At 58.7% G+C, this 12,716-nt stretch carries 15 protein-coding genes; 1 reads left to right on the top strand and 14 read right to left on the bottom strand.

The features are described 5' to 3' along the window. Positions 1–3: 3 nt before the first annotated feature. Positions 4–579 (bottom strand): alkyl hydroperoxide reductase subunit C, encoded by a 576-nt coding sequence (gene ahpC, locus DFO48_RS08345; RefSeq protein ID WP_003057651.1) that lies wholly within the window; start codon positions 577–579, stop codon positions 4–6. Between the two features lie 393 nt (positions 580–972). Between ahpC and bfr the strand changes: the two genes are divergently transcribed. After that, positions 973–1,449: a bacterioferritin gene (gene bfr / locus DFO48_RS08340; protein WP_003057652.1), complete on the top strand. Its 477-nt coding sequence runs from the start codon at positions 973–975 to the stop codon at positions 1,447–1,449. Positions 1,450–1,514: 65 nt separating this feature from the next. Here bfr and DFO48_RS08335 read toward each other — a convergent pair whose 3' ends face one another. From DFO48_RS08335 to DFO48_RS08270, 13 genes are all read right to left on the bottom strand, one after another. Further along, positions 1,515–2,471, bottom strand: a complete 957-nt coding sequence (locus DFO48_RS08335; protein ID WP_003057653.1) for an alpha-E domain-containing protein — start codon at positions 2,469–2,471, stop codon at positions 1,515–1,517. Then, positions 2,465–2,611 carry an alpha-E domain-containing protein gene (locus DFO48_RS08330; protein WP_114863082.1) on the bottom strand — a complete coding sequence of 49 codons (147 nt, stop codon included), beginning with the start codon at positions 2,609–2,611 and terminating at the stop codon, positions 2,465–2,467. The genes DFO48_RS08335 and DFO48_RS08330 overlap by 7 nt, the downstream gene beginning before the upstream one ends. Further along, positions 2,605–2,751 carry an alpha-E domain-containing protein gene (locus tag DFO48_RS08325; RefSeq protein ID WP_114863081.1) on the bottom strand — a complete coding sequence of 49 codons (147 nt, stop codon included), beginning with the start codon at positions 2,749–2,751 and terminating at the stop codon, positions 2,605–2,607. Before DFO48_RS08325 ends, DFO48_RS08330 begins: the two co-directional genes overlap by 7 nt. After that, complete coding sequence (locus DFO48_RS08320) at positions 2,751–4,211, bottom strand: circularly permuted type 2 ATP-grasp protein (protein WP_114863080.1); 1,461 nt, start codon at positions 4,209–4,211, stop codon at positions 2,751–2,753. Before DFO48_RS08320 ends, DFO48_RS08325 begins: the two co-directional genes overlap by 1 nt. A gap of 160 nt (positions 4,212–4,371) precedes the next feature. After that, entirely contained in the window at positions 4,372–5,979 is a 1,608-nt protein-coding gene (locus DFO48_RS08315) for a DNA internalization-related competence protein ComEC/Rec2 (RefSeq protein WP_233506352.1), read from the bottom strand. Next, a complete protein-coding gene (locus tag DFO48_RS08310; protein ID WP_114863079.1) occupies positions 5,976–6,587 on the bottom strand; it encodes a recombinase family protein in 612 nt (203 codons plus the stop codon). Before DFO48_RS08310 ends, DFO48_RS08315 begins: the two co-directional genes overlap by 4 nt. A 510-nt stretch (positions 6,588–7,097) precedes the next feature. Then, on the bottom strand, positions 7,098–8,228 hold the full coding sequence (locus DFO48_RS08305) for a zonular occludens toxin domain-containing protein (RefSeq protein ID WP_114863078.1): 1,131 nt from the start codon (positions 8,226–8,228) through the stop codon (positions 7,098–7,100). A gap of 2 nt (positions 8,229–8,230) precedes the next feature. Then, the gene (locus DFO48_RS08300) at positions 8,231–8,500 is read right to left on the bottom strand and encodes a DUF2523 domain-containing protein (protein WP_114863077.1); all 270 of its coding nucleotides are present in this window, start codon (positions 8,498–8,500) and stop codon (positions 8,231–8,233) included. Continuing rightward, complete coding sequence (locus DFO48_RS08295; RefSeq protein WP_158545661.1) at positions 8,497–9,822, bottom strand: virulence factor TspB C-terminal domain-related protein; 1,326 nt, start codon at positions 9,820–9,822, stop codon at positions 8,497–8,499. The genes DFO48_RS08300 and DFO48_RS08295 overlap by 4 nt, the downstream gene beginning before the upstream one ends. 43 nt (positions 9,823–9,865) lie before the next feature. Continuing rightward, positions 9,866–10,186, bottom strand: coding sequence for a hypothetical protein (locus DFO48_RS08290; protein WP_114863075.1), 321 nt, complete (start codon positions 10,184–10,186; stop codon positions 9,866–9,868). A gap of 9 nt (positions 10,187–10,195) precedes the next feature. Continuing rightward, the gene (locus DFO48_RS08285; RefSeq protein WP_114863074.1) at positions 10,196–10,420 is read right to left on the bottom strand and encodes a hypothetical protein; all 225 of its coding nucleotides are present in this window, start codon (positions 10,418–10,420) and stop codon (positions 10,196–10,198) included. A gap of 304 nt (positions 10,421–10,724) precedes the next feature. After that, positions 10,725–11,054, bottom strand: a complete 330-nt coding sequence (locus DFO48_RS08275) for a hypothetical protein (protein ID WP_114863072.1) — start codon at positions 11,052–11,054, stop codon at positions 10,725–10,727. Between the two features lie 13 nt (positions 11,055–11,067). Continuing rightward, on the bottom strand, positions 11,068–12,063 hold the full coding sequence (locus tag DFO48_RS08270) for a replication initiation factor domain-containing protein (protein WP_233506351.1): 996 nt from the start codon (positions 12,061–12,063) through the stop codon (positions 11,068–11,070). Positions 12,064–12,716 lie beyond the last annotated feature (653 nt).

The raw sequence follows: 12,716 nt of genomic DNA, 5'->3' as shown, positions 1-12,716 counted from the left end.
GGCTTAGATCTTGCCGACCAGATCCAGCGAAGGAGTGATCGTGCTGGCACCTTCCTTCCACTTGGCGGGGCACACCTGGCCGGGGTTGGCAGCGGTGAACTGGGCAGCCTTGAGCTTGCGCAGGGTTTCAGACACGTCACGAGCGATTTCGTTGGAATGCACTTCCATGGTCTTGATCACGCCTTCGGGGTTGATCACGAAGGTACCGCGCAGAGCCAGGCCTTCTTCGGGGATGTGCACGCCGAAAGCGTTGGTCAGCTGGTGTGTGGGATCGCCAACCAGGGGGAACTTGGCCTTGCCCACAGCGTCGGAAGTTTCGTGCCACACCTTGTGCGAGAAGTGGGTGTCGGTGGTCACGATGTAGACCTCGGCACCGGCCTTCTGGAACTCGGCGTAGTTGTTGGCTGCGTCTTCGATTTCGGTGGGGCAGTTGAAGGTGAAGGCGGCGGGCATGAAGATCACCACAGACCACTTGCCCTTCAGGCTCTCTTCAGTCACGGTGATGAATTCACCCTTGCCGTTGCGGTTCACATAGGCTTCGGTCTTGAAAGGTTGAACTTGAGTGTTGATCAGAGACATTTGCTGTTTCCTTGTGGTTAGTGTTTGAAGACAGGATGAAGTTTAGAGCGACCCGCTTAATAAAACCAATCGATTGATTTCATTAAATTGATTTAAAAAACCTATCAAACAAGATTCCCGGCTTCTGAAGTCAAGCCGCACCGCTGTGCAGCTCAGCTTTCTATTGTGGGCCGAAACCAGGTAGTTCAAGCCAATAGTCCTTCAATCACGCTCATAGCTTTTGTTGTCATCACTGAGTCAAACCTCGCGAGGAAGGTCCGTCCGGCAGCACGTAAGCTAAACGAGAACGCGCATCAGATGCAGCCAATTCGCGCGGGCATGGGCTTTGTTTGATTTGCCTCATAAAGCATGGACAATCGACGCGAACAACAACTGCCCGAGAAGGAGTCCCCCATGAAAGGTGATGCACAAGTCATTTCCTGGCTGCAAGCCCAGCTCAAGAACGAACTGACCGCCATCAATCAGTACTTTGTGCACTACCGCATGTACAAACACTGGGGCTTCGACAAGCTGGCCAAGAAGGAATATGAGGAATCCATCGGCGAGATGAAGCATGCCGACGCACTGATGGACCGTATCTTCATGCTCGACGGCCTGCCCAATCTGCAGGACCTGGGAAAGCTGCAGATCGGCGAGGACGTGCCGGAAGCTCTGGCCTGCGACCTGCGCCTGGAGCAAGCGGCGCAACAGACCATCAAGGACGGCATCGCTCACTGCGAATCCGTGCGTGACTATGTTTCGCGCGATCTGCTGCAGAAGATCCTGGACGACACCGAAGAGCACATCGACTTCCTCGAAACCCAGCTCGACCTGATCGACAAGGTCGGCACGCAGAACTATCTGCAGTCCCTGATGGGCGAGATCGAGTAAGTTCGGCTTCGCGTCGAAAAACAAAAGCGGCCTCAGGGCCGCTTTTGTTTTGAGCGCCGCCTGTCTCAGGTCGGCATCAGGAAGTCCCGGCTGATGCCGGAGCCCAGATCGTTGACGCGGTCGAGAAACTGCGTCAGATAGGCATGCAGGCCGGTGGTCAGGATCTCGTCGATGCGGCCGTATTGCAGGTCGGCCAGCAGGCGCCCGGCCTTGCGCGTGGTTTCCTGCGAATGGTCGTTGGCCACGCGCTCCAGGTTCTTGACCACCTCATGCATGCTGGCCAGCAGCGAGCGCGGCATGTCGGCGCGCAGCATCAGCAGCTCGGCTACGCGTTCGGGCGTGATCACATCGCGGTAGACCTTGCGGTAGACCTCGAAGGCCGAGACGCTGCGCAGCAAGGCACTCCAGTGATAGAAGTCGAAGTTCATCAGGGCGCGACCGCGCGGCATGCCGTGGTAGTCACGCTCTATGGAATGGAACTTCACATCGAGCAAGCGCGCCGTGTTGTCGGCCCGCTCGACAAAGGTGCCCAGGCGCACAAAGTGCAGCGCCTCGTCCTTGAGCATGGTGCCCAGCGACACGCCACGCCAAAGGTGCGAGCGGTATTTGACCCATTCGAAGAACTGCGCTGGGTCCTTCTTCCAGGCATCCTTGCCGAAGTGGCGCTGCAGCGCCAGCCAGGTCTGATTCTGCGTTTCCCAGGATTCCGTGGTCAGCGCTCCGCGCACGGCACGCGCGTTTTCGCGCGCAGCCTTCAGACAGGCAAAGATGGAGGACGGGTTGGCCTCGTCCGACACCATGAACTGCAGCACCGACTCGCGATCCACCACCGGAAATTGCGCCTTGAAGGCCGGTATCAGCTCGCTGATGGACAGCACGCTCTGCCAGCCACGGTGCGCATCATGAATGGCCTGCGGCAACATGGCGGTTTCATAGGCCACGCTGAGCATGCGCGCGGTGTTCTCTGCCCGCTCGGTGTAGCGTGACATCCAGTACAGATGATCGGCGGTGCGGCTCAGCATAGGCCCTCCTTGGGCAGAGAACCCCGCACGCGCTGAACGCGCGCGCCGTATTCTGGTGAAAAAATGCTTGCAGCCTTTTTTTCTGCCCGCTCGGTGTAGCGGGACATCCAGTAAAGATGATCGGCGGTACGGCTCAGCATAGGCCCTCCTTGGGCAGAGAACCCCGCACGCGCTGAACGCGCGCGCCGTATTCTGGTGAAAAAATGCTTGCAGCCTTTTTTTCCGCCCGCCCGGTGTAGCGTGACATCCGGTACAGATGATCGGCAGTACGTGACAGCATCAATGGCCTCCCTCTTGATCTTCCAGCACCCAGGTGTCCTTGGTTCCCCCGCCCTGGGATGAATTCACCACCAGCGAGCCCTGCTTGAGCGCCACACGCGTCAGTCCACCGGCCACCATATTGACTTCGGTGCCCGTGAGCACAAAGGGCCGCAGGTCGATGTGGCGCGGCGCTATGCCTTTTTCCACCATGGTCGGGCAGGTGGACAGGGAAAGCGTAGGCTGGGCGATATAGCCCGAAGGGTTGCCGACCAGCACGCGGCGGAAGGCTTCGATCTCGGCCTTGGTGGCTGCCGGGCCGATCAGCATGCCGTAGCCGCCGGCACCGTGCACCTCCTTGACGACCAGCTCATGCAGGTGATCGAGCACGTATTTGAGGTCGTCCTCCTTTCGGCACAGCCAGGTCGGCACGTTCTGCAGGATGGGCTCCTCACCCAGATAGAAGCGGATCATCTCCGGCACATAGGGGTACACCGATTTGTCATCGGCCAGGCCCGTGCCCACGGCATTGCAGATATTGACGTTGCCTGCACGGTAGGCCCGCATCAGGCCCTTGCAGCCCAGCGTCGATGTGGGCCTGAAGACTTCGGGGTCGAGGAAATCATCGTCCACGCGGCGGTAGATCACGTCCACACGCTGCAGACCCTGGGTGGTGCGCATGTAGACCACGTCTTTCTCGACCACCAGATCCTGGCCTTCGACCAGCTCCACCCCCATTTGCTGGGCCAGGAAGGCATGCTCGAAATAGGCACTGTTGTACATGCCAGGCGTCAGTACCACCACCGTGGGCTCCAGCACGCCCGAGGGCGCGCTGGCTCGCAGGGTGTCGAGCAGCATGTCGGGATAGTGGGCCACGGGCGCCACGGCGTGCTTGCCGAACAGCTCGGGAAACAGGCGCATGGTCATGCGGCGGTTTTCCAGCATGTAGGAAACGCCCGATGGCACGCGCAGATTGTCTTCGAGCACATAGTAGACGCCGTTGCCCTGCTCATCGGGGGCGCGCACGATGTCGATGCCGGCGATATTGGCGTAGACATCGTTGGGCACCTGTATCCCTTCCATCTCGGGCCGGTACTGGCTGTTGCCGCGCACCAGCTCCGTCGGAATCAGACCGGCACGCACCATGTCCTGCCCGTGGTAGGCATCGCGGATAAAGCAGTTGAGCGCCTTCACGCGCTGGGCCAGACCGGCCTGCATGCGAGCCCACTCATGGGCCGGAATGATGCGGGGAATCAGATCGAACGGAATCAGGCGCTCCGTACCGGCGCCGCTCTCGTCCTTGTCGCCATAGACGGCAAAGGTGATGCCCACGCGGCGAAAGACGATTTCCGCCTCGGCACTGCGCGCTCGCAGATATTCCTGCGATTGTTTGCCCAGCCACTGCGCATAGTCCCGATAGTGGTCTCGCACCGCACCACCTTCGGCGGGCAAGCTCAGATACATCTCATCGAATGTGCGCATCCTGTCCTCTCTATTTTTGCCGCAGCTCACGCATGCAAGCCACGGATCTCAGTTTAGCGACGCCGCACCGGACAAGCAGCCAGGCAACGAGCGTGCAACCATGCATATCTGCATCCGCCTGAAGGCGGTACAGCATCAATGCAAGCCTCATGCCAGTTTCTCAGGGCTGCGCCTTTGAAACAGCATGGACATCCCAATAATGCGCCCGAATCAAGCGCTCGCATTCCAATTTTTCCGGTTGAGCAGAGCTCCAGTAGGCTGCGCCGCAGCGATCCTGAGCCACCAGCTGGCTGCCCGCCGCCTCATAGCGCTGCACCACCGCTGTCACCGGGTGCCCAAAACGATTCCGATAACCCGCCTGCACCACCGCCCAGCGCGGGCGCAGCGTGCTGACCCAGGACTCGGTCGATGAAGTCTTGCTGCCATGGTGAGGCACCAGCAGCCAGTCCACCGGCTCGTCCAGACTGGTTTGCAGCAGTTGCCGCTCCTGCGCTGCCTCGATATCTCCGGCCAGCAGGGCCACGCGCCCGCTGGCCGAGCGCAGGCGCAGCACGCAACTGCCAAAGTTCGGCTTGGCCTTGCGACCATTGAGCCAGGCCTCTGCGGCGGGCGGGTGCAGCACTTCAAACGTCACGCCATCCCATTGCCAGTGCTGCCCCTGGATACAGCGCTGAACCGGAGCCAGGCCAGCCAGTTGCGCAGCTTGAATCACCGAGTCCGAACCCCAGACTTTCGCGCGAGGCTGAGCCGCCTTGACGGCCAAAGCCCCGCCGGTGTGATCCTTGTCGCTATGACTGAGCATCATGGCATCAATGTGCATGCCATTCGCGGCCATCAGCGGCAAGAGCACACGCTCACCGGCATCGCTCTGGCGGCTGTACTGCGGCCCCGCGTCATAAAGCAGACGGTGCCTGGCTGTGCTGATGATGACGGCATTGCCCTGGCCGATATCCGCCGCCAGCAGTTCGAACTCGCCGACACGCGGCCGTGCCTGAGGCCAGAACAAGGCAGGCAGCGCCAACAGCGCAGCCACCAGCCGCAGCCGGCCCGGCAAAGGCGCAATCACCAGCAGCCCGGCGGCTATCGCCAGCACGCTGGCCCACCAGGCAGGCTGCGGCAAGGCCCATACGGCCCCAGGCAGTGCAGCCAGCCACTGCAGCAGGCTCATCAAGGGCAGCATGGCGACGGCGGCAGCGCTTGCCGCCATGGGCAGCACCGCCGCCAGCAAGGCCAGCGGCGTGACCACCAATGTCACCCAGGGAATGGCCAGCAGATTGGCCAGCAGGCCCACGACGGACACCTGGCCAAACAGCAGCAGCCCCAGTGGCGCCAGGGCCAGGGAGATCAGCCATTGTTCACGCCACAGGGCATGCAGCTTTGCCACCCATCGGCCCGCAGCGCTTTTGCCCTTCGCGCCGACAGCGCCCGAGCCCGAAGCCAGCAATACGCCGACCGCGACGAAACTGAGCCAGAACCCCGCCTGCCACAACGCCCAGGGGTCGGCCACCACAATCACCGCCAGTGCCAGCAGCCATACACAGGCCCAGGGCCAGCGCACGCCCAGCCATTGAAGCAGCGCCATGACGGCCAGCATGCAGATCGTGCGCTGTGCGGGCAGACCCCAGCCGCTGAACAATGCATAGGCCGCCGCCAGCACCACGCCCACAGCCAGGGCCGCGCGCGGGGCAGGCACCCAGCGACAGGCGGGCGCACTAAGCCTCCATACACGGCCCACGATCAAGACTGCCAGCCAGGCAAACATGGTCACATGTGAGCCGAATCATCATCAAGGTACTGACCCAGTACGGGCATCTTCTTTCGAGCAGATCGACCAGTAATCAGACGCTTAGCAGTGGACGCATGGACGCCAAAAACCTTTGCTATAGCCGGGTAGGTATATTCCCCAGTAGCGTATAGCTCTCGCATCTTTTCCACCGTTTCAGGAGGGGTAGCATGCTTACGGCGACCAAGCGGCACCCCACGCCGATAGGCAGCCAACTGACCCGCAACAGTTCTTTCACGGATGATTGAACGCTCAAGCTGCGCCACTGCACCAAGAACTTGCACCATAAAGATGCCAACCGGCACAGAAGTATCCAAAGGCTCAGTCAGCGAGCGAATATTTGCACCAACAGCTTGCACACGCTCCAAGATAGAGAGCAAGTCCTTCAAGGAACGCGCAATGCGATCCATCTTGTAGACAACAAGACAATCCCCCTTAGAAAGTGAAGCAAGCAGCTTCTGAAGTTCAGGCCGCGACCCTACAGAGCTGGTTTTCTCCTGATAGATGACCTCTACGCCAGCCTTATTTAGCGCGTCTATCTGCAGGTAGGTTTCCTGCTCCCTTGTCGAGACACGAGCATATCCAATCAGCACTTTTTCTCTCCCTTGTTTTGATAGTTGGAATGCTATTCAGAGTGGAAAATATCTAAGCTGTGATTAGCTTTAAAGCTTCATTTTTCATAGCGTAAATGCGCTACTAAAAAGTGAGCACAATCACTTGCTGAAGTTAGAGCGCCTTCGGCGATTGTTTTTCAGGCGAGAGTGGCGACCGGTGTTTTTGAATGAGGGGTTCGCCCTCCGTCGATCTGAGTGCCATGCGAGAGCTGCGGCGCGCTCCTGGTGCAGTGCGCTGGGTTCTGCCTGATCAACGGGTGAACATCAGGGGCAAGCCCCCGATACCCCCGGATACACTCCGGCCATGCCCGCTTCAAAAACCATATTCCTAAGCCTAGTTGCCCTAGCCCTAGTTTTCTGGCTTGTGGCGCGGCGCAGGTCCCGTAAAAAGCCGAAGCCGTACCTAGAGCTACGGTCCAAAAAAGAACAGCAGGCATTCAACCCGCTGTCGACCACATACAACCCAAAGCCGTACCGACAGAAACGCCGCTAAAGCGTGCCGAGCTCGTTGAGCCGTCCAGTTCGCGCAGCCCTAGTAACTTCATTGATAGTGACCTCTCCAGGCCGCTTAGCAGGAGCAGCAGGCATAGGAACGCTTTGTGGCCCATCCTCCTGCTTGACCTGCTGTACAGGATTTGAAGGCTGCAGCGGAGGCGGTGAAGGCACCGTATAGGGATCAAATGGGCGCTTCTCCATCCAGTCTTTGCACTCCTGATGCGTCAGACCTGCATGGGTTCCCTGTTGCGTAAAGCACGTACATTCCCCACGCTTGCAGAGGCCACCCGCGACCACAGCCATCACGACCACCTTGCGGATCTCGTCATAGGCCGGGGACGTTTCAGGCCTGCTGCTCACACGAGGAATGAACTCACCAAAGTCATAGACCTTGGGAGCTGGCGAAGTTTGACCAGGCACAGCAGCAGAACCCGCCGCCCCAGAAACATTCTGCGAATGTTCCAGCGTCGGCAGCTTCTTAGCTTCGGGCGCAGGCTTGTAGAACGCAGAAAAAAGCATGTAGGCACAGATCAACGCCGCGCCAACGGCCAGGAAGAGTACCGGGGGAATTTTTCGGGGGGCCTTGGTGTGCTCATTCGCTGATTTGTAGAAATCAAAGACCCGCTTGGGCAGCTTATATCTACGCTTGTTTTCGCACTTCTTCCAGTTCAGTTCCGTATTGCATTCAGTCCACTCATACCACCAGCGCCCCATCCAGCCTTTGTCACGGATGTGTACATGACGACCAAAGAGAGCACGCAGATTCGAATCGACAAGGCGCGGGCCTTGTGTGGTCATGAAAACGTCGATACCAGCGTGCCGGTGCGTCTCAAAGGCTTGGACAGCCTTTGGCACTGCTGACCCCGATCCGCGCGGCCTGAAAGGCCCCTGAGCCTCATCAATCAGCAGTACCGCACCATCAGGGACTTCATCAAACCAGTTGCGGGCATTGCAACGGGTATGCGGAATCTTGAGCGATTCAGCCAGGAGGGTTTGTTCAGGCCTTATCCGTTCAGCCTCATCGAAGTGCACGAAGACAGGACGATTGCCCAGCTCACGCATGACCAAGTCAATCATTGAGGCCGTTTTGCCTGCGCCGGGATTACCGGTAAACAACGTCATCATGGTCAGCCTCCCAGCAGCGCTACACGCTTGATGAACTGCAGAGACATACGCGCAGTCAAAGCACCTGTGAGGATGCCCAGAACCTCAGGAACACCCGCGAGCGCCAACAGGTTGAGCACTTCAACAGGCATCGTGTTGTAGCCGGCCTTCAAATACGCAATCGCGTTATTGATGGCCGTCATCACAGCGGTATAGGAGATGATGCCGAAGCCGAGACTGATCAGAAATCTGATCAGGGCGAACTTGATGATTAAGCTGATGAGAGTGCTCATTCCTGGCGCGCTCCAAGCATGATGAATGCAGCAGACAACCAAGCCATTGCAAGCATGAAAGGCCTGATCATGTCCAATGAGTTGCAGAAGGGTTGCCAGCTAATACTGATCACGTTCCCGTGAATGTTGACAGTCGTCGGAGCTGGGCAGGACGCGGAACCTGCAAAGCCAGATTCAGGCTGAAAATTGAACTCAACTTCCTTCACTGGAAGCTTTCCGGGATCCTCAGGTTCATCCAGCTTCTGGCAGGCAAGGATGTCCGGGTACTTGTCGCACAAGCCCCGATCATCCTCACGTGGCTTGTCATCTTTTCCCGTCTCTGGAGTGTCCACAGATGGCTCAGCATTCGGCGTCGGTGAATCGACCGGACGGTTCACTGGCTCAAGATTTACTTGCCAAGGCGCATTAGCAGCTGGTGCAGGACTGACACGCACACCCGGCTGCGCATAAGGCTGGTTGTTCGGCGAGACTGGGGCAGAGGGATCGTAGTTTGGGTTCTTTACCGGGTTCCCTGTTGGAATGAAGACCGGATCAAAGAACGGCACTTCAACCGGCAGGGGCGACGGTATGTACTGCGGAACGTTATCGGGAAGCGGACTCCCTCCAAGTTGCCGCACAAAATCTTCCTCAGTAATGGGTTGCCCCGGCCTCTTCTGAACACATCCTGCGGGTGTCACATACCAACCGGAAGGACATGCCGACTGGTTTCCGGTCTTATAGGCAATTGCATTAATCGACCACGACGTCAAATCCATGCGATACGTGACGCTGTAGCTGTTCTCCCCAATCTTGGTGCAGCCACGAAAACCGCCATAACCAGGTCCGATATCCAGCATGCAAACGTCGTAGGGCGTAAGGCGGTCAGGGTAATAGCCGGGGGCCGTGGAAGCGTTCCAGAAATAGCCGTCTGAGACTTGAGGCTCATTGTTCGGATCAGCCTGCTGGAAACCAGAAGCGGGGTCATAGGTGATGTTCTTGGAAGCGATCCAAGCTGCCAGGGCAAGCGCCCCAGCACCCGCCATGATGTATGGATTGCCAAAAGCTACACGAGCCGCAATCTGAGGCGCATTCGCCGCAAGACGCATGGCAACGGGAACCTGCACAGCACGGCCTGCGACGTTCAAGGCAGCATTCGTGCGGACAGTTGACTGGGCAACATTGGCTGCATTTGCAGCAGCGGGGAAATTGAACGTGCCACCTGCACCAGACGACAGGCCCCCGCCAGCCCCCCAGGCAGGAGGAGGAGACAGCTGAGCATAGCCAGCATGTACAGAGCCACAAAGAAGGGAGGCCGCGAGTATCAGCGCTGCACGATGATCCATACGGCCCCCAAGATGGAAACGATTGATATCCAGAATCCGGGCGTCATGTGTCATCCTTTGCGCGCAGCAGCGACATGATGAGATAGATAGAGATCCAACCCGCAGCGATGGCCCAGCCGATGGCCTGACCGTCTCCCATGGTCAGGAGGTTGCAGGGCATAGGTTCCTGAGGAACCTGTGCAATGACCGGAGTACCGCCAGCCAGAGGATTCAAGGAGTACTGGACACCGTCCTCAGCAACAGCAGTGACTGTGACAACGTAGGCGGCCCCGCCCTGCTGCACAACAGCCCCGGATTGCTCCGATGCTTTTGCTTGCAGAGCTTGGGTTTTCGTGTCGTAGCACGTACCGCCTACTTGCCACATATCAGCCCCTTACTTCGAGCGCCAGAGCAGCTTGATGCACCAGATCACGAACAGGCCGGTAACGACCGCAACGGCGATCTTTTCACCGTCAGACATGCCAGCAGTAACGCTGGTGACGATGCCTGCACCAGTGGTGGACTGTGCGAAAGCACCGACCGAAGCCATCGCAGCGGCAGGAGCCGCGACCAGACGTGCGCCGTATTTACGGGCCATGGAACGAGTCTTTTGGAACATGATTTTTCCTTCAGTTGGTTGATAAATTGGCACTGAGACAGCACCCATAAGCACCGCGCGCGATGCTTACAGTTCCGATCTCAGGAGTAGTCGTTTGCAGTCCCCAGGCGGTCTAAATCGACCACTTGCGGAAAGTCATCTGGCTCGCAGTAGTCACCGACGAGCTGAGCGATGCGCTCCATGTCATCAGTGACGCCCCCACCTGCTTGCTGCAGCAGAGACACCCAAAGGGGTTCGCCCCCTTCAGGGTCTGCCGTTAGGAAACGGCCAGTTGTGGCCGACTGGATGACATAGCGCGGCATGATCAGGAGGCCGCAGCGGCCTTGGATTGGGGGGCAGGCTGGATGGCCAGGAGCGTGAGCTTCACGCCGTCGCTGGACGCAACGACATCAAACTCGCAGTTGCATGGAACTGGCTTACCTGTAGACAGGTGCGACGTCAGGTTGACCCACTTTTCAATCTCGGTGGAATCACCGAACTTGAAGGGGCGCGTCACGACGCCGATGGTCTTGCCGTTGGACTTGGTGCCCATGTCCACCGACAGGTGGAACTTGGTGGAGTCATAGGCAGTGCCTTGGAATTCACCCTTGCTGGATTCGATACCGAACAACAGGGCTTGAGATTGCATCTTCATGGGAGCCGCTCCTTTAGTGGGCTAGTCCGATAGAACGGACCTTGGGTTGAAAAACTTGGGCGTGCAGCGACGCACAGGCGGCGCTGATTTCTGAGTCGGAAAACTTGGCAAGACGGCCTGGCTTTTTGCGGCCGGTGACGATCTCCATAAAGTCGTCTTCACCGAGGAATTCAAAGGCCAGCGCTACGCTTGCACCTGCGGTGTTTGTCAGCCAACGAACGGCACGAGTGACCTCGGCCTTGACGGTCTGAATAGCCTGTTTTGAGCGCACTTTGACGCCCACGCCTTCGGCGTATTTGCCGTGCTCTGCCAGCATCTTTTGATGCCAGTCGGAGGCACCTGCAAAGAAGTCATCAGCGCGGCGCAGCATGTCCACTGGCAGGTCGCGCAACTTGTTGCCATAGCGCAGCTCGACACGCTCCCAATGCGTTGCATCCAGCTCGCCGAAGAGCTGCACGCCCTTCTCATAGACGTTGGTTTGCTTGCCCGCCTCCTTGCTACCGAAGTAGAAGGAGCGACCGCGACCGCCATCAACCCATGGGCCAACGGTGTTGGCCTTGGGCCTGCGCCCGTTCACATCCATCAGGCCGGCGTGCCAGTCATCGCGAATACGCTCAAGACCGCCCCTGATGCCGTCAAAGAAGTCCAGGGCGTAATCGATGCGGGTGATTTTTCCGTTGACCTCTTCAATGAGGTTTGCCATACGGTGACGCCAGTCACCACGGGCAAAGGTGCAGGCAGAGCCGTAGACATTGGCGTGAATGGTCTTGGCCTGGGCCTGCTGGCGCGGGCTCTCGCCCGAGGCCAGGAAGCCCACCCACGCGCATTCAGCGTCATTGCGGACGATTGACCACCGGAAACGGTAGAAGTCATGGCCCTTTTTGACTTCGGGCTCAATGCTGAAATCTGGGCCGAGGGCCTTGCACACCTTTTGCGCCAAGGCATGCGCCTGGGCACTGGCTGCGAAGTCCTGGTCTGGCATGTCGCGCAGGATGCGCAGCAGCTTCATGCGACGGTACTGCTCTATCTCAAGCTCAGCGATGCTGCGCGGGTTCAGTAGCGAGTCCTGCACCGGCGTGGGGAACAGCACTTCCAGCGTGGGGATCGGTGCGTGCTTGAGGTCTGTGGTGAAGCGCAGCCAATCGATATGCACAGCGCCGGAGGACTTCGTGCGATCAGCCTGCAAGCGCAGCTTGACCTCATTGCCATCAAGAACGAGTGAGGGACGAGTCATTGATTCACCTCGGCCGGCTTGAGTGATTCACGCGATCGCAGCGCTTCAATGATCAGCAGCCGCATTGCAGATTCGAAAGATCGGGATTCAAACCTTGCGACTGCGTTAACACGCTCAGCAAGGGAGGGAGTAAGACCGACTGATCGGCGGACAGTGAAGCGCTTTTTCACAAGCTCACTCCCTTGGCAACGATCTCCCCGTGATTACCAACGGGGAGGACTTGGGACGCGCCCTGCGCGGCGCTTGCGGCTTGCGCCGCACCCGCCACGCTGGCCGCTACAGAACGCTGACGCGCTTGCAGCACGAGGCGAATGTTTTGACGGGCCAAAAAGTCAGCAATCGACATCCATTGGGTGTGATTCCTGCTCATACGATCACCCCAGCCAGAAACCAAAGGCCCACTAGGACAAAGCCAAAAAAAAGCACAG

Origin of the sequence: Comamonas sp. AG1104 (genome assembly GCF_003350425.1) — a bacterium.
GTDB lineage: Bacteria > Pseudomonadota > Gammaproteobacteria > Burkholderiales > Burkholderiaceae_C > Comamonas > Comamonas testosteroni.
This window is presented reverse-complemented; position numbering and strand designations above follow the sequence as displayed.

Coding starts and splice junctions, on each gene's coding strand:
- DFO48_RS08285 (WP_114863074.1), bottom strand. CDS start 10,420: ATGTTCCAAAAGACTCGTTCCATGGCCCGTAAATACGGCGCACGTCTG.
- DFO48_RS08320 (WP_114863080.1), bottom strand. CDS start 4,211: ATGCGCACATTCGATGAGATGTATCTGAGCTTGCCCGCCGAAGGTGGT.
- DFO48_RS08305 (WP_114863078.1), bottom strand. CDS start 8,228: ATGATGACGTTGTTTACCGGTAATCCCGGCGCAGGCAAAACGGCCTCA.
- DFO48_RS08270 (WP_233506351.1), bottom strand. CDS start 12,063: ATGAAGCTGCTGCGCATCCTGCGCGACATGCCAGACCAGGACTTCGCA.
- DFO48_RS08330 (WP_114863082.1), bottom strand. CDS start 2,611: ATGCTGAGCCGTACCGCCGATCATCTTTACTGGATGTCCCGCTACACC.
- DFO48_RS08290 (WP_114863075.1), bottom strand. CDS start 10,186: ATGTGGCAAGTAGGCGGTACGTGCTACGACACGAAAACCCAAGCTCTG.
- DFO48_RS08275 (WP_114863072.1), bottom strand. CDS start 11,054: ATGAAGATGCAATCTCAAGCCCTGTTGTTCGGTATCGAATCCAGCAAG.
- ahpC (WP_003057651.1), bottom strand. CDS start 579: ATGTCTCTGATCAACACTCAAGTTCAACCTTTCAAGACCGAAGCCTAT.
- DFO48_RS08295 (WP_158545661.1), bottom strand. CDS start 9,822: ATGGATCATCGTGCAGCGCTGATACTCGCGGCCTCCCTTCTTTGTGGC.
- DFO48_RS08300 (WP_114863077.1), bottom strand. CDS start 8,500: ATGAGCACTCTCATCAGCTTAATCATCAAGTTCGCCCTGATCAGATTT.
- DFO48_RS08325 (WP_114863081.1), bottom strand. CDS start 2,751: ATGCTGTCACGTACTGCCGATCATCTGTACCGGATGTCACGCTACACC.
- bfr (WP_003057652.1), top strand. CDS start 973: ATGAAAGGTGATGCACAAGTCATTTCCTGGCTGCAAGCCCAGCTCAAG.
- DFO48_RS08335 (WP_003057653.1), bottom strand. CDS start 2,471: ATGCTGAGCCGCACCGCCGATCATCTGTACTGGATGTCACGCTACACC.